General features: G+C 61.9%; 21 protein-coding genes. 15 read left to right on the top strand and 6 right to left on the bottom strand.

The window, feature by feature from the left end:
* The first annotated feature begins 145 nt into the window (after positions 1 to 145).
* Both A0W34_RS25720 and A0W34_RS25715 read left to right on the top strand, forming a co-directional pair.
* Positions 146 to 682, top strand: a complete 537-nt coding sequence (locus tag A0W34_RS25720; protein WP_225320156.1) for a hypothetical protein — start codon at positions 146 to 148, stop codon at positions 680 to 682.
* An 87-nt stretch (positions 683 to 769) separates the two neighbouring features.
* On the top strand, positions 770 to 1,402 hold the full coding sequence (locus A0W34_RS25715) for a hypothetical protein (RefSeq protein WP_081558488.1): 633 nt from the start codon (positions 770 to 772) through the stop codon (positions 1,400 to 1,402).
* A 10-nt stretch (positions 1,403 to 1,412) separates the two neighbouring features.
* Here A0W34_RS25715 and A0W34_RS25710 read toward each other — a convergent pair whose 3' ends face one another.
* Entirely contained in the window at positions 1,413 to 1,928 is a 516-nt protein-coding gene (locus A0W34_RS25710; protein WP_003940315.1) for a CGNR zinc finger domain-containing protein, read from the bottom strand.
* Positions 1,929 to 1,953: 25 nt separating this feature from the next.
* Between A0W34_RS25710 and A0W34_RS32835 the strand changes: the two genes are divergently transcribed.
* The 4 genes from A0W34_RS32835 to A0W34_RS25695 all read left to right on the top strand — a co-directional run bounded on the left by A0W34_RS32835 (position 1,954) and on the right by A0W34_RS25695 (position 5,038).
* A complete protein-coding gene (locus A0W34_RS32835) occupies positions 1,954 to 2,145 on the top strand; it encodes a hypothetical protein (RefSeq protein WP_039973125.1) in 192 nt (63 codons plus the stop codon).
* 103 nt (positions 2,146 to 2,248) lie between these two features.
* Positions 2,249 to 3,856, top strand: coding sequence for an AMP-binding protein (locus A0W34_RS25705; protein ID WP_007729954.1), 1,608 nt, complete (start codon positions 2,249 to 2,251; stop codon positions 3,854 to 3,856).
* Positions 3,857 to 3,983: 127 nt separating this feature from the next.
* Positions 3,984 to 4,268, top strand: coding sequence for a hypothetical protein (locus tag A0W34_RS25700; protein ID WP_003939785.1), 285 nt, complete (start codon positions 3,984 to 3,986; stop codon positions 4,266 to 4,268).
* A gap of 38 nt (positions 4,269 to 4,306) precedes the next feature.
* Positions 4,307 to 5,038, top strand: coding sequence for a hypothetical protein (locus A0W34_RS25695; RefSeq protein WP_054188440.1), 732 nt, complete (start codon positions 4,307 to 4,309; stop codon positions 5,036 to 5,038).
* A gap of 14 nt (positions 5,039 to 5,052) precedes the next feature.
* On the opposite strand, the gene A0W34_RS25690 is transcribed toward A0W34_RS25695, so the two are convergent.
* Together A0W34_RS25690 and A0W34_RS32830 are read right to left on the bottom strand one after the other, a co-directional pair.
* Entirely contained in the window at positions 5,053 to 7,008 is a 1,956-nt protein-coding gene (locus A0W34_RS25690; protein WP_232329927.1) for an ABC1 kinase family protein, read from the bottom strand.
* Positions 7,009 to 7,310: 302 nt separating this feature from the next.
* Positions 7,311 to 7,448 (bottom strand): hypothetical protein, encoded by a 138-nt coding sequence (locus A0W34_RS32830; RefSeq protein WP_156888945.1) that lies wholly within the window; start codon positions 7,446 to 7,448, stop codon positions 7,311 to 7,313.
* Positions 7,449 to 8,867: 1,419 nt separating this feature from the next.
* Between A0W34_RS32830 and A0W34_RS25680 the strand changes: the two genes are divergently transcribed.
* The 5 genes from A0W34_RS25680 to A0W34_RS25660 all read left to right on the top strand — a co-directional run bounded on the left by A0W34_RS25680 (position 8,868) and on the right by A0W34_RS25660 (position 13,337).
* Positions 8,868 to 9,167 carry a DUF4259 domain-containing protein gene (locus A0W34_RS25680; protein WP_228232262.1) on the top strand — a complete coding sequence of 100 codons (300 nt, stop codon included), beginning with the start codon at positions 8,868 to 8,870 and terminating at the stop codon, positions 9,165 to 9,167.
* 75 nt (positions 9,168 to 9,242) lie between these two features.
* A complete protein-coding gene (locus A0W34_RS25675) occupies positions 9,243 to 10,304 on the top strand; it encodes an NAD(P)/FAD-dependent oxidoreductase (protein WP_081558487.1) in 1,062 nt (353 codons plus the stop codon).
* 119 nt (positions 10,305 to 10,423) lie between these two features.
* Positions 10,424 to 11,611 (top strand): ATP-binding protein, encoded by a 1,188-nt coding sequence (locus tag A0W34_RS25670; protein WP_042924931.1) that lies wholly within the window; start codon positions 10,424 to 10,426, stop codon positions 11,609 to 11,611.
* Positions 11,608 to 12,327, top strand: coding sequence for a M50 family metallopeptidase (locus tag A0W34_RS25665; protein WP_054188435.1), 720 nt, complete (start codon positions 11,608 to 11,610; stop codon positions 12,325 to 12,327). The genes A0W34_RS25670 and A0W34_RS25665 overlap by 4 nt, the downstream gene beginning before the upstream one ends.
* A gap of 173 nt (positions 12,328 to 12,500) precedes the next feature.
* The gene (locus A0W34_RS25660; RefSeq protein WP_047272023.1) at positions 12,501 to 13,337 is read left to right on the top strand and encodes an SDR family oxidoreductase; all 837 of its coding nucleotides are present in this window, start codon (positions 12,501 to 12,503) and stop codon (positions 13,335 to 13,337) included.
* Between the two features lie 54 nt (positions 13,338 to 13,391).
* On the opposite strand, the gene A0W34_RS25655 is transcribed toward A0W34_RS25660, so the two are convergent.
* Together A0W34_RS25655 and A0W34_RS25650 are read right to left on the bottom strand one after the other, a co-directional pair.
* Positions 13,392 to 14,399, bottom strand: a complete 1,008-nt coding sequence (locus A0W34_RS25655; protein ID WP_003940093.1) for an NAD(P)H-dependent glycerol-3-phosphate dehydrogenase — start codon at positions 14,397 to 14,399, stop codon at positions 13,392 to 13,394.
* Positions 14,400 to 14,496: 97 nt separating this feature from the next.
* Entirely contained in the window at positions 14,497 to 15,225 is a 729-nt protein-coding gene (locus tag A0W34_RS25650) for a FadR/GntR family transcriptional regulator (RefSeq protein WP_030536531.1), read from the bottom strand.
* Positions 15,226 to 15,358: 133 nt separating this feature from the next.
* Here A0W34_RS25650 and A0W34_RS25645 point away from each other — a divergent pair, with 133 nt between their 5' ends.
* From A0W34_RS25645 to A0W34_RS25630, 4 genes are all read left to right on the top strand, one after another.
* Positions 15,359 to 16,747 (top strand): GntP family permease, encoded by a 1,389-nt coding sequence (locus A0W34_RS25645; RefSeq protein ID WP_003939838.1) that lies wholly within the window; start codon positions 15,359 to 15,361, stop codon positions 16,745 to 16,747.
* A gap of 12 nt (positions 16,748 to 16,759) precedes the next feature.
* Positions 16,760 to 17,290 (top strand): gluconokinase, encoded by a 531-nt coding sequence (locus A0W34_RS25640; protein WP_003940404.1) that lies wholly within the window; start codon positions 16,760 to 16,762, stop codon positions 17,288 to 17,290.
* Between the two features lie 76 nt (positions 17,291 to 17,366).
* Positions 17,367 to 17,804 carry an SRPBCC family protein gene (locus A0W34_RS25635; protein WP_007729979.1) on the top strand — a complete coding sequence of 146 codons (438 nt, stop codon included), beginning with the start codon at positions 17,367 to 17,369 and terminating at the stop codon, positions 17,802 to 17,804.
* A gap of 143 nt (positions 17,805 to 17,947) precedes the next feature.
* Complete coding sequence (locus A0W34_RS25630) at positions 17,948 to 18,919, top strand: alpha/beta hydrolase (protein WP_030536535.1); 972 nt, start codon at positions 17,948 to 17,950, stop codon at positions 18,917 to 18,919.
* Positions 18,920 to 18,928: 9 nt separating this feature from the next.
* Here A0W34_RS25630 and A0W34_RS25625 read toward each other — a convergent pair whose 3' ends face one another.
* Entirely contained in the window at positions 18,929 to 19,732 is an 804-nt protein-coding gene (locus A0W34_RS25625; RefSeq protein WP_081558486.1) for a transglutaminase-like domain-containing protein, read from the bottom strand.
* Between the last annotated feature and the right edge of the window lie 22 nt (positions 19,733 to 19,754).

Genomic DNA, 19,754 nt, shown 5'->3' with positions numbered 1-19,754 from the left:
ACAGCGAGCTCTTCGAGAAGGGGACGTTTGTCCCGATCTTTCGGGCACGGCCTCCCTCCGGGGCTATTCACGCAATTCGGTCAGTAGATCCGTTCTAGGCTGCGCACTGTTGCCGAACTCAAGGCGCAGTACGAAAGGATCCTCGATGAAGCTGGGCACGAGTGGAGTATGTCGCGTCGTGGGAACCGTGGCAGTCGCCGCTGCAACCGCGGCAGGCGTCGCGATGGTCAATCCTGCAACTGCGTCGGCCGAGGTGGTCCCGCCGGTCGTCTCGTACAAGGTGACCGGAAACGATCTGGCACTGACGATCACGAACAACAACACGGGCATTGCCCCGTTGTGCCAGGCGTTTGTCGTCAACGCCGCGGATTCTGCTGCCGTGCTTGATGATCCGCTCAAGCTGCTCGATCCGAACCTTGTGGTGTACCCCAAGATCACCGACCCGTCCTCACTGTTCGCCGTCGGTAAGGGGCAGACGGTCACCAACACCGTGACCGATGTTCCGGACGGAACCTACGCCGTGCTCGGTGCCTGCTCCGATCTTCTCGATCTGGAGACGTTGGGTAAGCCTGTTCCTGGCGTGCCGAGCCTCGTTGTCATCGGTGGACCGTTCAGCGGCATCAATACCGGAAGCCTGAGCGACCTGTTCGGCAGCGGCAGCCTCGAAGGACTTTTCGGGTAGCTCACCGTCTGTCTCTCCAATTTTCCGACTGAGCGGTCTATTCTTCAGGCATCTGGTGATCTGACCGACTTGCCTGGAGGTTCGGAAATGCGAAGTCGTGGATTCAAACGCGTTCTCGGAAGCATTGTCGCGGCGTCGGCCGCCGTCGTGGGACTGGTTGTCATGACTCCGGCGACGGCGTCGGCATCACCGGCGATTCTCCCGCCTCCGGTGTCGGTGAGCGCAGCGGACAATGCGATCACCTTCACCATCACCAATCCGAACCCGCGGTTCAGCTTCATCAACTGCACAGTGGCGATCCTCAACGCCAGGGATGTCCCCGACGTGATCCGCGATCCGGCAAAGCTGCTCCAGCCCGGCGTGTTGGTGTATCCGACCGTCAGCAACATCCTCGATCTGTTTGCCGTTTCGCCTGGGCAGACGATCACGCGGACCGTCGGCAATCTGCCGGCCGGGGTGTACGCCGTTGCGGGAGCGTGCGTTCGACTGCTCGATCCGACCAACCCCACTATCGCGATTCCGAAGGCCGTTGTGGTCGGCGGCTGGTTCGAGGGCGCCGGAACCGGAAGTCTCTCAGGTTCTTTGGAGGACCTGGGATACAACACGGTCCAGGACTTGATCGACGCGTGGAATCGAATCAGCTCGGGAAGCAGCGGCGGCAGCTTCCAGTTCGACTACCAAGGTGGCTCGGATTTCGAGGTAGTGGGTCCCACGTCGTAGTCGGTCCGGCTCACTTGCGCGCGCGGTGGCGTCGCACCGCGTCGCGATTCGCACACGTGGGGGAGCAGTACCGCTGATTGCCGTTGCGTGAGGTGTCCGCATAGATGTTGGTGCACTCGTCCAGGGTGCACCGACCTAATCTGTGCATTCCGCGGCCGACGAGGTGCAGCGCCGTGCCTACCGAGAAGAGGGCCTTGAGGACCTCGGCGAGCGACTGTTGCGGATCGCGGTAGTGCAGATGCCACCCGTCGTTTGCGTGGTTGGTCATGCGCGGATACGCCGACGCTTGCTCGAGCATGACGTTCACCAACTCGGCGCGGGCTGCCTCCTCCGTGACGTCGACGATTTTCGACCACTCGATCAGAAGGTCGAGGGTCTCGTCGAGGTCCTTCTCGGCGATGGGGAAATCGAGAATGATGCCCGCATCGACGCAGCGTTCGACGAGTTCGGCCAAGGTCTCGGGATTTCGATTGGCCAGGTCGGCGGCCAGCGTCACCGCATATTCGCCGTAAGGGTTGAGATGCACAATGCCATTACATCATGCTCGTCGTATGAAGAAAACAGATTTCGCGCCGATAAGTTGCATCCACCGCTGGGAGATCGAATCTCGGCATCGGACCAGCGAGGGGACGGTCACCTACCTGCGCTGCCATTGTGGGTCGTGGCAGACCTTGCTCGCCGAATGGGTGTCGGGCGGTGCGGGCTCGGCCGTCGCTGCGCCGATCAAGGTCAGGTCCAGGTAATGGTCAGCTAATCGCTCCGTTTTGCCTCGGGTGACATGGAACGTGTTCTAGATTCAGGGTTGTATGCCTCGGTATCGCGGCGCAGACTCTGAAAGGGAAGACGATGCAGTTCAACCTCGCTGATGTATTCGAAACCGTCGCCAGCTCGGTGCCTGATCGCGTCGCCTTGACTTACGAGGGAGAGAACTTCTCCTACGCTGAGCTGGACGCGGAAGCCAACCGAACGGCCAACCTGCTCGCGCAAGCCGGCATCTCGCGCGGCGATCATGTAGCCCTGTTCCTGAAGAACAGCGTCGAACATGTCACGTCGATCCTCGGGTTGATCAAGATCCGTGCGGTCCCGATCAATGTGAACTACCGGTACACGCCCGCCGAGCTGGAGTACATCTTCACCAACTCCGACTCGGTCGCAGTGGTCGTGGAACTCCCCGAGCATCAGCGTGTCCTTGCTTCCCTTTTCGGTGCATGCCCGAAGGTGAAGACGGTGATCGTGATCGGCGAGGTCGAGGCCGAACTGGTCGCTGCCGCGAAAGCGCATGAAGTGTCGGTGGTTTCCTTCGACGACGCTCGCGAGATGTCACCGGTAGGGGAGTTCGATTCTCGTTCGGGCGACGACGTGTACCTGCTCTACACCGGCGGGACGACCGGATACCCGAAGGGTGTCATGTGGCGTCACGACGACTTCTTCCGTAAGCCGCTCTCCGGCGGAAATCCGTACGGCGAGGAAGCTCGACAGGACCTCGCCGAGATAGCCAGCGCTGCAAAGGAATTTCCGGAACTCTCGTTCCTCATTGCCGCCCCCCTCATGCACGGCGCAGCGTTGTATTCGCTGTTCACCTTCCTCACCCTCGGTGCCCGCGTGGTTCTACGACGAGAATTCGTTGCGGAGAAGGTCGTCGAAGCGATCGAGAAGGATTCGGTACAGGTGATCCTGATCGTCGGTGACGGCATGGGACTGCCGTTGGTCGACGAGATGGAACGACGCAAAGACGAGGTCGATTTCAGCAGTCTCTTCTCGATCACGTCAGGTGGTGCGATCTGGTCCACCAGCGTTCGAGACCGCATGCTGGCGGTGAAGCCGGACCTGCTGTTGCGGGACAACTTCGGAGCCTCGGAGTCCGGTAATGACGGCGCCTTCTCCATCGATGAGGCGGGAAATCTGCGAATGCCGCCCTCGCCGAACATGATCCTGGTCGACGAGCGGCTCGAAGAGATCCCCGCCGGCTCCGACGACGTGGGCTACATCGCGCGTATCGGAAACGTCCCGCTCGGGTACTACAAGGACGAAGAGAAGACCGCCCGCACGTTCCCGACCCGCGCTGACGGCACCCGTCTTTCGGTGCTCGGCGACATGGGCAAGGTTGAAGCGGACGGCACGATTGTCTTCCTGGGCCGCGGCTCACAGTGCATTAACACCGGCGGCGAGAAGGTTTTCGCCGAAGAGGTCGAGGCTGCCCTTCACGCGCATCCGGCGATCTCCGACGCGCTTGTCGTCCCCGCACCCGACGCGCGCATGGGGCAGCAGGTTGCCGCGGTGATCGCGACCTATCCCGAGTCCGACGAGCTGACTCTCGAAGCGGTTCAGGAACATTGCCGTAAGACGTTGGCCGGTTACAAGGTGCCGCGCACGATCGTGCTGGTCGATGAAGTCAAGAGGACCCCGGCCGGTAAGGCGGACTACCGCTGGGCGACGACACTGGCGTCGTCCTAGCAGTGTGGAGTGGGTGGCGACAACCTTTCACCCGGATTTCACCACGACATAAGAGACATACCGGAAAGATGGCGCAGAGTAAGTCGTTCGCGCCTTGCGTCGTCACTCCACGAAAGGGTCTCAGCTCATGCTCATCATCGGAATACTCCTGTTCGGGATCGTCATCGGAGCGGGAGCCCAGCTGATTCTGGGGAAAACGACCGCACGAGTGGACTGGACCTTCGCGTTCATCGCGGGAATCGGTGGTTCGCTGGTCGGCGGATTGCTCGTGAGTTTGATTGCAGGCGACGGATTATCATTGCGCCCGAGCGGCATCCTCGGGTCCCTTGCCGGCGCTGTCATCATCACCGCGGGGTGGCAGTGGTACCGCGGGAGGAACGCAACTACAACTACGCGTCCGTCTGATCGCTGATTTCCACAGTTCCGTCAGGGGACGGAGAGCGTCGACATATGACCGAACTACTCGATGAAGTCCTCACCGCACATGGCGGAGTCGAACGTTGGCAGTCTGTTTCAGCGATCACGGCACGGGGACGTTTGGGCGGTCTGCTGCCTCAGCGCTTCCCCGGCAACAAGCTGGCGAAGTTCACGGTCGAGGTTGAAGTCGCCGAGCAACGCACTGTCCTCCAAGACTTTCCGCGTGTCGGCGAGTGCGCTGTGTTCGACAAGGGCGTCGTGCGGATCGAAACTCGTGACGGCGAAGAACTCGGGAGTCGAACCGACCCACGTCCAGAGTTTTTCGGGTTGAGTGGAGTCCGGCGCAACCTCCACTGGGACGCGCTCGACACCGCTTACTTTGCCGGCTACGCCTTTTGGAACTATCTGAACGCACCGCTGCTGCTCGCCCGCGACGACATCACTGTCACCGAAGCCGAACCTTGGCAGGAATCCGGGCAGCAATGGCGACGACTACAAGCAACGTTCGCGCCGGCGATCGATACCCATTGCCGGCAGCAGACCTTCTATGTCGACAACGGTGGCCTCATCCGCCGTCACGACTTCGTCGCCGAACCGGTAGGCAGCTGGGCGAAAGCTGCTCTCTACTGCGACCAGCATCGCGAGTTCGACGGTCTCACCTTTCCCACTCGACGACGTGTGCTCCCGAGAGGCCCAGGCGGCCGCGTTCCCTCGCGGCCGACGCTCCTGGCGCTCGACTTCGACGACATCGAGATCAAGCGATGAACATCAGTTACTGGTTACCGGTTGTCGAGTGTGAACAAACGGAACACGGTCCGCATGCACAGAACGACGCCGACGAAGCCCAGTACCGCACTCACGAGTGCATAGCCCGACAGCTGAGGTGTGAGTTGTGGTCCGCCAGGTACGAACAGAAGGATCGCCGCGACAATCAGCGCGGTCACCCCCGCCGCCATACCCAGGGCGTTGTTCGCCGACCGTCGTAGCCATCGCCTGTCGTCGGGGTGTGCGACCGAGCGAGTGCGAAGTGTGAAGCTTCCCGAGGCAATCGAGGTCGCGATCTGATCGAGCTGACCAGGCAGGCGCCGGACCACCGCGGTTGTGACCGCCGTCGTCGACAGGATTGCCTGCGCTGCTGCAGTCGGGCTGGCGACATGGGTCAACAGTCGGGGTACTTCGGCCCGAACAGCAGCGACGAGGTCGATCTGCGGATCCAGGAGCCGCAGGGCGCGCTCCAAGGACGCGAGCGAACGGAAAGCGGCGGCGACGTCTCCCGGCACTCCGATTCGGTGTTCGCGAAGCACAGTGAACATTCGCGCGAACGATGCCATGGAAACATTGGGTTGGACACTGAGCAGGGTGATCTCTCGGCCCACCTGGTGACGTAGTGCTCCGCGATCAACTTCGGGCGGCACGTCGAATGCCATCAGCATCGCGTCGACTGTCGCCACCGGATCACCTGCGAGGGCAGCGTTGAGGAGCACGGCGAACAAGATCCGTGTCTCGCCGTCCAGAACCCCTACTGCGCCGAAGTCGAGGAGCCCGACCCGGCCGTCATCGAGGATCATGATGTTGCCGGGGTGCAGGTCCGCGTGAAACACGCCGTGGACAAAGATCCCGTCGAGCAACGACGCAAGAAGTTCGTTGGCGATGCTGCTGCGGGTGTCGCGGTCGAGGCCGGTGAGCGCCGACTCACCGTCGGAGAGCGGTGTGCCGTGAAGACGTTCCATCACGAGCACCCGTCCGCTACTGAGGTTGGGGTAGATGTGCGGAACGACGATATCCGGGCGGTTCGACATGGTGGAAGCAATCGCGCCGGTATTCGCTGCTTCGGTGCGGTAGTCGAGTTCCTCGAGCAGTGACGTGACGAGGCCCCCGGCGAGTCGGTGAACGCCGATATCGCGTGCCCAGGGAAAACGGGTCTCCGCGCGGGATGACACGCGAAGGAAGATATCGCAATCCACGCTCACTTGTGCGCTCGCCTCGGGCCGTTGAACCTTCACCACAACGTCGACGCCTTCAACGGTGCGCGCGGAATGTACCTGTGCGACAGAGGCGGCGGCGAACGGCTCCACATCGAACCATGCGAACACCGACTCTGGTGCGTCGCCGAGTTCCGATGCCAGTAGCTCCGCAATGCGGACTGGATCAGCCGGTCGTGCCGAACTTTGCAGAGACGAGAGAGTGCGAGCCAACTCGGGTGGTATGAGGTCGTCTCGCGTGCCGAGGATCTGTCCCAGCTTGACGAAAGTGACACCGCACCGGTTGATTACGTCCACCAGCGCGTCCCCGAACTGAGGCGCTGATGGCCCAGCACGGAGAGCCGGCCCGCCTCCCGCTCGCACGACGATGCCCATGATCTGGACGTATCGCTTGGTTCGTCGCCACGATTTGCGGCTGCGCTGCAATGCTTCTGGCGGTCCGGGGATGGACCCTGTTGGAAGGACAACTTCGAGGAAAACCAATGCGGCCAGGCATGCTGCGAACACCCAGAGCGCGACAACTCCGAAGAATATGAGCGCTGTTCCTACGCTCACCAGAAGTTGATCGTCCTGGCTGGCAATTCCTGCAAGTGTTGCGACGTATCCCGACAGTGGAACCCCCACCGAGAGTGCTATCACCGCGACCGCAAGGGTTCGCGGCCATCCGACTCTCGTCCCCAGCGTTCGTCGCATCACGCCCGCCAGTGCTGCTGCAAGAAATGGCGTCGTAACGATCCAGACCATCAAGTCCATTGCGATAGCGTACGGGTTCGCAATCTGCGATACATCCAGGAAAACCCCGAGCCCACCCCGACTGCCGGGTAACAAGCCCGAAGTGCCCAAGCGTCGAACATGCTTGGGCACTTCGGTGTTCATTCGCTCCGATGTCGACTCGTCCTGATCGACCGTCCAAAACTGCGTTCACTGACCATCCGCGAGGCCGAACTGCGCATCATGCTTGTCAGCGATGTCCCGGCCACCTTTCGCGAGGAGCAGTACAGCCGAAGAACAGGCTGCGATGGACGCCGAGCAGAAGTGAGACCGAGTGGACTCCTTTAAAGAATGGGGCCGCCGGTGAACAGGTTGACGAGACTCACCGCGAAGAACTGGACGATCGCTATGGCGGTGGCAAACGGGTCGCCCGCATACGTAGCTTGGTTGACCCATTCGTTGAATGCGATGATCGAACCCATTGTGATTCCTCCTGAGTAGTGATGGCGTGACTGATTGAAACTGGTGGTGCGACACTCGACACGAGGGACGTCAGTACGGACCCAGCGCAGTTGGGCATATGAGGCCACGAAAGGTCAGTGACGAGCGCCGACAGTACGCTGCGGTTGCGGCCCTCTGTGTTTCGAATGTAGTTCCCCGACTTAGGAATACCGTGAAGGACGGGCGGATTCGGTTACGAGTATCCCGCGACAGACGACATCGTCAATATTATGATGTCGGCAACAAGCGCGACGACGGCACCAATCGGATTCTGGACAATCCACGAAATTACTTCAGTCATGTTCTCGGTCCTTCCTTAGCGTAAGACGCGTGATCGAATACTCGACCAGCTATTGCAGTACCCGGCCCCGTTCGGCGAATTAAGCCTTTGCCGAAAATGATTGGCGCAAACAGATAGATCGCACACCGGGGCGTTGAATCAACTCGCCCAATCGTTGCACCTCTATGCTCGGGGTTCGATTCGTTACCAACATCTTTCGGAGAAGGGGTGATCAGTCCCATTAGCGATCGGTACCCCGCGTGCGAAACCCTTTTCCGTAAACACCTGCCCAGCAACGTCGTAACGTCAGAAGTGGCAGTTGGCGAGGCCGACCGTCTTCTCGAGATCGTGGCGAGTTTTGCTGGGCAGATGTGACACTACCTCGCGGTCTCGCCGGATCAGTCTTCCTTTCGGACATCGATGGCTGTTCTTCGTGTGGTTGTTACACAATCGACGGAATCGCTGTTGGGGGTGGCGATGCGCAGCTATTTCCCCTGCGAATCTTCAGGAATTGCCTGCGACACCCGTGGATACGGATCCTCGATCTCCACCGAGCGCAATTCCGTGTGCCGACAAACATCGCAGTGCTTCCGACCGGATCGATGCACCCAGAACCAATCGCCGTCACGCACAAAGGGCCAGACGGTTCTGGGAAAGACCCAAGCGCTCCTGCAGTTCCCGGCGATCTGTTGCGCCAGTTCGAGTTCACACTTGATCTAACTGGTCGACGCATAGTGGTGTACCGGTAGCCAAAAGAGTCCCGCCGGTCGGTTAGTGTTGACGGTGAGATACGACGCGGAGGTGGCTGTGAGAATCTGGAACTGGTTGATGCTCAAATTTCAGCAATCGGCGGGTCGCCGAAATTTCGGAAGATAGTCGACAGTCCGATTTGGGCGGGCGCCAATGACCGCAAGCTCTGACTGAGCGGGCGGCAGATTCTCCAATTTGCAATTGCCGACCTGCGACTGCGAGCACGCTCACGGCCTGCTGCGACAGGAACGCGACTGTCGACCTGAATTTATCCGCAATCGATATGGGAGGGCTTGTGGGAGTCTGGGGTCCGGGAAACTTTGACAGTGACACCGTCGCGGATGGGTTGGGGGCCCTGACCGGTCGAATCGTGGACGACATCACTGCCGAGTTCGAAGACGATTCGAGTCTGGAGCCGGATGAATGGGGCGGGGAGATGGTGCCGGCGTGGCTCGAGATCCTCACCGATATTGCCCAGACGAAACGAGTCGGTGTGACGTTTCCATCGACGCAAGTGCTGATCGACTGGCGCGATCGATATCTGCGCGTGTGGGATGGCTACATTGACGAACTCGAACCGGACGAGGATCACAAGGTCGCTCGACGTGCAGTGCTCGTCCATACCTTCGAACAGGCCGTCTCCCTCGCAGCCGAGCGGGAACAAGCCTAGTCCTTCGCTAACCGCCGACGTCCTTGCATCCAAATTGAGTGGATCCAGGTTGCGGCTCGCAGATATGGTCCACTGGTGACGCATCCGAATGGTCGAAACGACAGTCCGATCCTGGTGATTGGTGCCGGCGTCGTCGGCGCGTCGATCGCGTATCACCTGGCGCGCGTTGGTCTCCGAGTCGCCGTGCTGGAGCACGGCTCGGTGGCGGGAGGGGTGACCGGCAACTCCTTTGCCTGGGTCGGCCTCTCGAAGAGTGCCGCAGAAACTTACTCAGATCCGTTCCGGCAAGGCGCTGCAGTCGAAATCGACCGCCTGGAGCGCGAACTCGTCGAGCCAATCGGTTTGCGCCGCAGAGGCGCGATCACCTGGGAAGAGACGGAAGCGGAGACTCGAGCGTTCGTAGATGCTCATCGAGCACTCGGCCATCCCGTCGACCTCATCGGTAAAGAGGAAATCCTTGCTCGTGAGCCGGGATTGCGGACGGCCCCCTCGGTCGCAGCGTACGCGCCTGATGACGGTGGCGTTGACCCGGTTGCGTTCGCTCGATCGCTCCTGCGAGGTGCCGAAGAGTACGGTGCCACAGTGTATTCCGATGTCAGTGCGCTCGGGGTGCTCGCGGAGGGCATGAGAGTGTGCGGAGTAATGACTGCCGACGGTCCCGTCTACGGATCGGCCACCGTGCTCGCTGCGGGTACCGCGATTCCTGGACTCGCGGCGTCGGCGGGAGTGGACGTCGAGGTCGACGCCTCCCCGTGTTGCCTCATCAGATTCTCGACGCCCTACCCATTGGTGAACGGAATACTCTCCTCTCCGGATTTCGAGATCCGGCAATTGGACGACACGACACTGATTGCGGCTGAAGATGTTCCGGTCGGGTTCTCCGGAGATGCTCGTGAGCTTGCGGGGCCGACGCTGCGCGCGATCCGCAGTCAGCTCGAGGACGGTGACCAAGTGGAACTGATCGAGGCGGTAGTCGCTGACCGTCCCATCCCGCGTGGTGGCCGCCCGCTGCTGGGCTTCGCCGAAGGCGTGTCGGGGCTCTATCTGGCCGCGACGCATCCGGCGATCATTCTGTCCGGAGCAATTGGAGCCCACGTGGCCGGGGACTTCGCCCGAGCGTCAACCCTGGACGGTTAGACGACGACGCCGGAGCCCGGTTCGACAAGGTTCGAGCCGATATTGCGGTTCCTAGTTCTCTCTAGGACACGCGCTAGAGAGCGGGATATTCGTCTACCCTGCTTGTACCGTCGATGGGCATGGACCCCGTGCGCAATCCGTATGCCCCCGGTGCCGGTCAGCGACCGCCGGAACTCGCCGGGCGCGACAAGCAGATCGACGCCTTCGACGTCGTGCTCGAGCGGATTGCGCGTGGCCGCCCGGAACGAAGTGTTGTACTCACCGGATTGCGTGGCGTCGGAAAGACCGTCCTGCTCAATCAGTTGCGTTCGGCCGCGATCTCCCGAAGCTGGGGGACTGGGAAGATCGAGGCGCGGCCCGACCAGGATTTACGACGCCCACTCTCGTCAGCACTCCACATGGCGGTCCGCGAGATCGCGGTCTCCCATCGCGATCCGGAGCGGGTCGAGCAGTTCCTCGGAGTCCTCAAATCGTTTGCCCTACGCGCCACTGCGGACAAGGGAATGCGGGAGCGCTGGCAACCAGGCATCGACGCACCCGCGATCAAAGGCCGGGCAGACAGCGGCGACATCGAGATCGACCTGGTCGAGTTGCTGCTCGACGCGTCGTCGCTGGCCAGGGATGTCGGCGTCGGGATCGCAATCTTCATCGACGAGATGCAGGACCTCGGTGCCGCGGATGTCTCGGCGATCTGCGGGGCCTGCCACGAGTTGAGTCAGGACGCGGCACCGTTGATCGTCGTCGGGGCGGGGCTTCCGCATCTGCCTGCTGTGCTGTCGGCGTCGAAAAGCTACTCGGAGCGCCTGTTCAGCTACCACCGGATCGACCGCCTCGAGCGTGAAGCTGCAGATCAGGCACTGATTGCGCCTGCCGAGCGTGAGGAGGTCGAGTTCACCGAATCCGCGCTCGACGCTCTGTACGAAGCGGCTGACGGGTACCCGTACTTCGTTCAGGCCTACGGGAAAGCCACGTGGGATGTGGCGGCGTCGAGTCCGATCACGGCAGAAGACGTGCGCGTCGGCGCGCCGACGGCTGAGGAAGAACTCGCTGTCGGTTTCTTCGGATCGCGGTACGAGCGAGCAACGCCCGCGGAGCGTGAGTACATGCGCGCCATGGCCGATCTCGCCGGTGACGACGGGCCCGTCGCAACCGCGAAGATCGCCGTCGAGTTGGGGCGCAAACCGGCTTCCCTGTCGCCGGCACGCGATGGACTGATCAAGAAGGGGCTGATCTATTCGGCAGAACGTGGATCCATCGGATTCACGGTCCCGCACTTCGGCCGATACCTGCGCGGACAAGCGGAGTGAACGCGCTCGAAACCGCGTGGGATCGGGTGGCGGCGCTCAGTCCCAATCCGCCGGCCTGGGTGGTTCAACTGGCCGCGTTGATCGCCGTGATCATCGTTCTCGAACCACACCTGTGGCGGATCGCCCGCAACGTCGTCACCATCGCACACGAGGGCGCTCATCTGATCGTCGCCGTCCTGGTCGGTCGACGGTTGAAAGGTCTTCGCCTGCATTCGGATACGTCGGGTGTCGCGATTTCGTCGGGCAAACCGACCGGCTTCGGCGTCATTCTGATGACGTTCGCGGGGTACGTCGGACCGTCGATTCTCGGACTCGGCGCGGCCGGGTTGTTGGGCGCGCAGCGTGCGGTCTCGGTGCTGTGGATCGGCGTATTCGTCATCGCGGTGATGATGGTCCTGATCCGAAACCTCTACGGAGTCTTCTCACTTGCAGTCGTGGGAGCCGTGTTGTTCGGGCTCGTCTGGTTGGGGACCCAGGAGCAGCAAGTGGCCGCAGCGTACTTCCTGACGCTCTTCCTCCTCTTTGCCGGACCACGCCCGGTCGTGGAACTTCAACGGCAGCGAATGCGACGAGGCGGGGCACCGGACTCGGACGCCGACCAATTGGCCAGGCTCTCACCGATACCCGCGATCGTCTGGGTCGGGTTGTTCCTGCTCGTGAACGTCGCGGTGCTCGTGCTCGGCGGATGGTGGATTCTGCGCCCGGTGGGTGGCTGACCGGATTGGTCCGTTGTCCCGTCAGGACAACGGACCAACGATTGTTGATGCTCTGCGGACGTAGTCATCGCATGAAGGCGCTCATATCGTGGAAGTCGACGAGTGGTCGTGCCGGGACTTCCCGCGGCCACACCCGCAACGACGAAGACCGTCGACGATGACAAGGATTCGTTTTGGACGACAAGAACTTCCGCGGACGAACCGCGATCATGTCCGGGGGAAGCCGTGGCATCGGACTTGCCATCGCCCGTGCGATAGCGCGCCGCGGCGGAAATATCGTGTTGCTCGCCAAGACCGATACGCCGGATCCCAGGCTGCCCGGAACTATCCACACGGCTGTGGACGAGTTGAACGAGCTCGAGGGTCATGCCGTTCCGGTCGTCGGCGACGTGAGGAACGACGACGACATCGCGCGGGCCGTGGCTGCAGCGGTAGAGCACTTCGGTGGCATCGACATCGTGGTCAACAACGCGAGCGTCCTCGACATCTCGAAAACCGAAGATCTCGCGATGAAGCGATTCGATCTGATGCAGCAGGTCAATGTCCGTGGTACCTTCGCGCTCACCCGCGCGTGCCTTCCGTACCTTCGGGTTTCGGCCAATGCGCACGTGTTGACGCTGTCGCCGCCGCTCAACTTTTCGCCGCACTGGTTGGGTGCTCATCCGGGCTACATGTTGGCCAAATACGGAATGACATTGGCGGCCTTGGGTATCGCCGCAGAGTATTCAGGTGCACCGATTTCGAGTAATTGCCTGTGGCCGGAGACCATGATCGCCACGGCCGCTGTCGGAAACCTGCTCGGGGGAGACGACAGTATCGAGCACTCGCGTTCACCCGAGATCATGGCCGATGCGGCTGTCGAGATTCTCGGGCGTCCCGCCGGCACGGATACCGGTCGTACAGTGCTCGACGTCGAGATCTTGCGCGAGGCGGGGATCTCGGATTTCTCGCAGTACGGCGGTCAGTCACCGTTGGCGATCGACATCTTCGTCGACGCTCCAATTCCGTGATCTCGGGCGATCTACAGGTATCTAGCCAAATCGCTAGATACCTGTAGATCTTCCTCACGCCACTTCGTGCTCGCCGCCCGGGGCAACCTTCTGAAGTCCGCGATATGCGTCGCTGGCACTTTGGCGACCGCCGATGACGGCCTCGACCTCCGCGGCAATCGGCATGTCGACACCGTATTCACGGGCCAGATCCATGACGGTGGGGGCAGTCTTGACGCCCTCGGCAACCTGGCCGAGCTTGGCGACCGCCTCCTCGACGGTCAATCCCTGCGCCAGAGCTTCGCCGACGCGACGGTTCCGAGAAGTCGGAGCCATGCAGGTGGCAATCAGATCGCCGACGCCCGTCAAGCCGGCAAAGGTGCGCGGGTTGGCGCCCATCGCTTCACCGAGTCGAGTCATCTCGGCGAGGCCGCGTGCGAGCACCATCGCACGAGTGTTGTCACCGACTCCCAGGCCGTCGGCCATGCCCGAGGCGATGGCAACGATGTTCTTGAGGATGCCGCCGAGTTCGCAGCCGAGCACGTCGGTGTTGCGGTAGACGCGGAAGACCGACGACGCGAACAGGGGTTGCAGCGCGGCGGCGACGCGATCGTCCTGGGTGGCCACGACCGATGCCGCGGCCATGCCGTCGACGATCTCCTTGGCGATGTTGGGGCCTGCGAGCAATCCGACGGGATGGCCGGGCAGGCACTCGGCGATCACTTCGGTGGGGCGCTGCCGGGTGCCGGGCTCGAGACCCTTGGACAGTGACAACACCGGGACCCACGCCCGAACCTCGTTGGCGATCTCGGCGAGGGTGGAGCGAACGGCGTGCGATGGCACCCCGCATACGAGTACGTCCGCTTCGCGGGCGGCTTCGACCAGATCCGAGGTTGCCTTGAGCCCCTTGGGAAGTTTGCGCTCACCAAGGTATTTGGAGTTGGTCCGTTGCGAATTGATCTCGTCGGCTGCTTCGGAATTGCGTGCCCACAACAGGGTCGGGGTGTTGCGGGCAGCGAGGCCGGCCACCGTGGTTCCCCACGATCCGGCACCGAGGACGACGACGCGTACCGGGCGGGCCATCAGAGTGCGCTGTTCTGGGTAGCGAGTGCTGTCATGGCGCCAAGCGTTCCACTTGCGGAGCAGTTGCGGGCCAATTCCGCCGAGTCTGTGGCTCGACTTACAGATGAGGCGGCGGTTCGGGGCTTTCGCGCATTGTTTCGACCGCTTCTGCGGATTCCGCGACGATCGAGCGCATGGCGGCTTCCGCGGCGTCGGCGTCCCCGGCCTGAATAGCAGATGCGACCACTCCGTGCAGGTGAATCGCTTCGGGGTCGGCCTCGTGGGGCATCAACGAGTGGCGGGTGCGGCCTTCGAGTATCTCGACGACGATCTGCGACATCGCCCGCAGCATCGGGTTACCGGAGGCGGCGAGCAGGGTGCGGTGGAAGTCGGAGTCATGGCCGAGATAGGCGCCGGTATCGGCAGCGCGAGAGGTAGCTGACATGCCGATGACGGCTGCAGTGAGAGCGCCGCACTGCTCAGGTGTGGCGCGAGTTGCGGCCAGTCGCGCAGCCAGAGGTTCGATGCCGGAACGGAGTTCACTGAGGATCGAAAGTTGCTCGAACCGATCAGGACCGGCCAGTTGCCAGCGGATGACATTGGGGTCGAGCGAGTTCCAGTGTTCGGAGCCCAGGATGGTGATTCCGACGCGTCGACGAACCGAGGCGAGTCCGAGGGATTCGAGAACGCGGACAACTTCGCGGATGACGGTTCGCGACACGTCGTATCGCGTTGCCACCTCGTCGGCGGAGATCGTGGTTCCCGGAGCGAGCACACCACCGACTATGTCTTGGCCGAGCTGTTCCAGCATCGAGTCGTGTAACTGCTGAAACGGGACAGAAGGCATACGTAGATCGTCCCATGCGTATGGAGTAAGCCCGGTGGAAGCCGAATAAATACTACAAATTAGTGTCTGCTCTTGAAATTGTAGGTTAATTAAGGAACAGTGACCTCAATCACTCATCGGACTGGGAGTCCCTATGAACACCACAGCATTGCTGGCGGCCGAGGTCGTCCCCGCTGGTAGCGACGCACGATTGATCATCGCTGCAGTCGCCGGCGTCGCGGTCATCATCGCGTTGATCACCTGGCTGGACCTGCATCCCTTCCTCGCGCTGTCCATCGGCGCGGTGGGCGTCGGTCTGGCGGCCGGCCTCGGATCGGCCGAGTCGGTCGCGGCATTCGCGACAGGCTTCGGGTCGACAATGGGAAGCGTTGGAATCCTGATCGGTTTCGGCGCGATGTTCGGCAAACTCCTCGCCGATTCCGGCGGTGCCGACCGAGTGGTCGACACGCTGGTCGGCCGTTCCAGCACCAAGGCGCTTCCGTGGACCATGGCTCTGGTCGGCGCAGTGATCGGTCTGCCGATGTTCTTCGAAATCGGTCTCGTCCTGTTGATGCCGGTCATCATCCTCGTCGCGCGGCGTTCCGGCTTGTCCCTGATGCGCATCGCGATCCCCACCCTCGCCGGCCTCTCGGCCATGCACGGTTTGGTTCCGCCGCACCCCGGGCCACTGGTTGCCGTCTCGGCTTTGAACGCAAACCTCGGCCTCACCCTCGCTCTCGGTGTCCTCGTCGCGATCCCCACGGTTGTTCTCGCCGGACCGGTCTTCAGTAAGTACGCCGCGCGGTGGGTCGACGTGAAGGTCCCGGATCTTTTTGTCACAGGCGAAGATCGAGGCGAGGAAGAGAAGAAGCAGCGTCCCTCGTTCGCGGCTACCCTCGCAGCGATCCTCCTGCCGGTTGTTCTCATGCTGGGCAAGGCATTTGCAGACGTGATCGCACCCGATTCCGAGGCACTCCCCAAGTCCGTCCTCGACTTCCTCGGAACACCCGTTGTGGCTTTGGGTCTCGCGGTTCTGGTCGGTATGGTGCTGCTGGGTCGCGGCGGCGGAATGGACCGCAAGGCCATCTCGAAGTCACTCGAGAGTTCCCTACCTCCCATCGCAGGCATCTTGTTGATCGTCGGCGCCGGTGGTGGTTTCAAGCAGGTCCTGATCGACACCGGTATCGCCGGAGTGATCGCCGACGCGATCAAGGGCAGCAGCCTCCCCGTGCTGTTCCTGGCCTGGCTGGTAGCGGTATTGATCCGCGTCGCAACGGGTTCGGCAACGGTGGCAACGGTGACGGCGTCGGGCATCCTCGCTCCGGTTGCGGCAGACCTCTCGTCCGCACATGTCTCGCTGATGGTCTTGGCGATCGGTGCGGGCTCGCTCTTCCTCTCGCACGTCAACGACGCCGGATTCTGGTTGGTGAAGGAGTATCTGGGCGTCAGCGTGGTACAGAACCTCAAGACCTGGACCGTGATGGAATGCATCATCTCGGTATCGGGCCTGGCCGGAGTGCTCGTGTTGAGCGCATTCATCTAGGTAGGCGAGCACATGAACAGCGAAGCGGCACAGCAGAAGCAGTATCCCGTGCTCGTCCTGATGGGTGTCTCGGGTTCGGGAAAGTCGACGGTCGGCGGCATGCTCGCCGGAGCGATGGGTTGGGACCTTCAAGAAGGCGACGATCTGCATCCGCAGGCGAACATCGACAAGATGGCGACCGGGCATCCGTTGAACGACGAAGACCGCTGGCCCTGGCTCGACAAGATCGCCGTCTGGATCAAGAGCCATACCGACGCCGGTCAGCCGGGCATCGTCACGTGTTCGGCACTCAAGCGCAGCTACCGCGACGTGCTTCGCGGTGAGCACGTCGTGTTCGTGCACCTCGCCGGTTCGCGGGATCAGATCGGCCAGCGATTGACCGCTCGCCTCGATCACTACATGCCCGCCTCGCTCCTCGACTCCCAGATCTCGACACTCGAGGCCGTCGACCCGGACGAACAGGCCATCGTCGTCGACGTGGGCGGGAGTCCCGCCAAGATCGCGGAGGAGATCCTGCGACGCGTGGAGACATTCGAATACTGAGCAAGCCCGGCGTGTAAGCACCCGAGGTTCGGGTTACGGTGCTTGGGTGACTGCTGCTGCGCAGACGGACTGAACCGTGACCGACTTCGACTTCCACAGCGTCTGGACGCTTCCTGCCTCTGCTGACCGCGTCTACGAGGTTCTCGCGGATGCCGAACGGTATTCGCAGTGGTGGCCTCAGATACGCCGAGTCGGGACGATCGACGAGCATTCAGGCTCCATGTCCATCCGCAGCGCTGTCCCTCTGACGCTGCTGGTCTTCGGGCGACGCGAGGTGGAAGACTCAGTTGACCGCTTTCTGAAAGTGCGTCTCACCGGCGCAATGACCGGGTGGAGTAGCTGGGCGGTGCGCCCCGCTGGATCTGGTTGCACAGCCGAATTTCGGCAACAGGTAGCGGTGTCCGGAGCGCTTGGTCTGGCCGCGAAGGTCGCGAAGCCGCTGTTCGAGTGGAATCATGAAGCGATGATGCGTGGAGGGCACCGCGGACTGTGCGCATATCTCTCCCGGCCGTGATCGCGACCAGAACTTGCACACGCTCGAGCAATTGATCCATACCCGTCGTGTCATTTTGACGCAGCGTCAGTTATCGTTCACATCAGCAGCCGACAAGTATGTGTAACTCAAATGCACAAAACGGCTTGACCTGGGAGGACGCTATGCGGACGCGAGATTCGACGGTATGGCATTGGAACGTGAGTCCGCGAGCGCGGGTTATCTTCTGCCTGACCAGGACGTTCGTGAAGCCGATGTTCACCCTGTGGCCGACCACCGAACGTGGTATCCGCCAACTCGAGCGACTCGACGCGATGGCGGACAAACTGCCGAAGCCGAAGAACCTCGATATCGAGCCTTTCACGCTGGGTGGTGTGCCCAGCGAGAAGGTGCAGCATCCACGCAAAGCGCAGGGCGAGTTGGCCGGCGCCACGATCCTCTACTTCCATGGAGGGGGATTCGTCTTCTGCGGTCTGGCAACGCACCGGGCACTGTGCGGTTTGCTCTCTGCGAAGGCCGGAGTACCGGTGATCTCCGTGCGCTACCGCCAGCTGCCGGAAGGTTCCATCGGCACCTCCGTCAAGGACGCAATGGCCGCGTACACCGCGTTGCTCGAGACAGCCGAAGACCCGAACAAGATTGTGGTTGCCGGTGACTCGGCGGGCGGATACCTGGCCATGAAGGTCGCCGAAATTGCCGCACTGCGCGGAATCACGCGGCCCGCTGCCGTGGTGGGATATTCCCCTCTTCTCAACGTGAACCTCGAGGACCATGATCCCGATTTCATGAAACGTGATGCCTACCTACCGATGTCACAGGTGGAAAAGCTCAAGGACCGGTGGCTCGAGGGGCCGGACGAGATTCCTGGTGCGCAGTCGCCGATCAACGCCGACGCCAGTCTGATTCCGCCGTCGTTCCTGGTGTCCGCCGAATACGAACTGATGCGTCCGGACGTCGAGATCATGACCGAAAACTTGATCAAGGCAGGACAAGCCGTCGAAACGCACATCTGGAGTGGGCAGATCCATGCTTTCCCGGTGATCGGGAAAGCTCTTCGGGAGGGGAAGGCGATCGTCGATCTCACGATCAAGTTCCTCGAGCGAACGATGGCCTCGCAGAACCAGATCAGCGCCTGACGCTGCTTTTCAGCCGATCGATGTGAGTGTTGCGTAGTCGTCGTTGTCGAGAACGCCGTCGACGACTGCGCGAACTTCCGAGGCATGCAACGTGATCGAACCGCCGTGATTGTCGAGGAAGGCTGTGTCTGCGGCATCTCGGCCGGTCGAGATGCGCACAAGATTGCTGCGCGGCGCCAACTGCGTTGCATCGACCACGCGCCAGACGTGGTCGATATTGGCTTCGACTACGGCGTGAAAATCCATCGGATCGCAGCCCGGCGCGTAGACGGCCACCAGTCGAGCGGGAATCCCCACGGCGCGCAGCAGTGAGATGGTCAGGTGCGAGTAGTCGCGGCACACTCCGGCGCCGGCGAGCAAGGTGTCGACCGCACTGTCGGTGCCGCGACTGGTGCCGGGAACATAACTCAAATGTGTACTCACCCAGCGAGTGACTGCGAGGAGGAGTTCGGCCGGGGGAGTGGCGAGATCGAATTGCCCGGCGACAAAACCGAAGAACTTGTCGGCCTCGGCATACCGGCTGGGGCGCAGATATTTCGACACGTCGTAGTCGCTGACCGACGCCGGTTCTGCGCGGCCGATGACGGTTGCGTCGTAGCTGACGATCAGTTTGCCTGGGGCACAGTCGAGTAGGTGAATCCGGGTACCGTGTTCGGCGGTGATCTCGCGGGGTTCGAGCGGATTGCCGTCATGGACGAACGACATCGTTTCCAGCAGTTCGACACCCGGCGCGCGCGTCACCGCGATCTTGAACTCCAGGTTGGTCGCCTCGTCGATCTCGATGTCGAGCAGGGCGGCGACGGTACGTTTCATCGGGCCATCTTTACACCGAATA

The organism is Rhodococcus sp. BH4 (assembly GCF_002079265.1).
GTDB lineage: Bacteria > Actinomycetota > Actinomycetes > Mycobacteriales > Mycobacteriaceae > Rhodococcus_F > Rhodococcus_F qingshengii.
The sequence above is the reverse complement of the archived record's forward strand: the minus strand, read 5'-3'. Positions and strand labels throughout refer to the sequence as shown.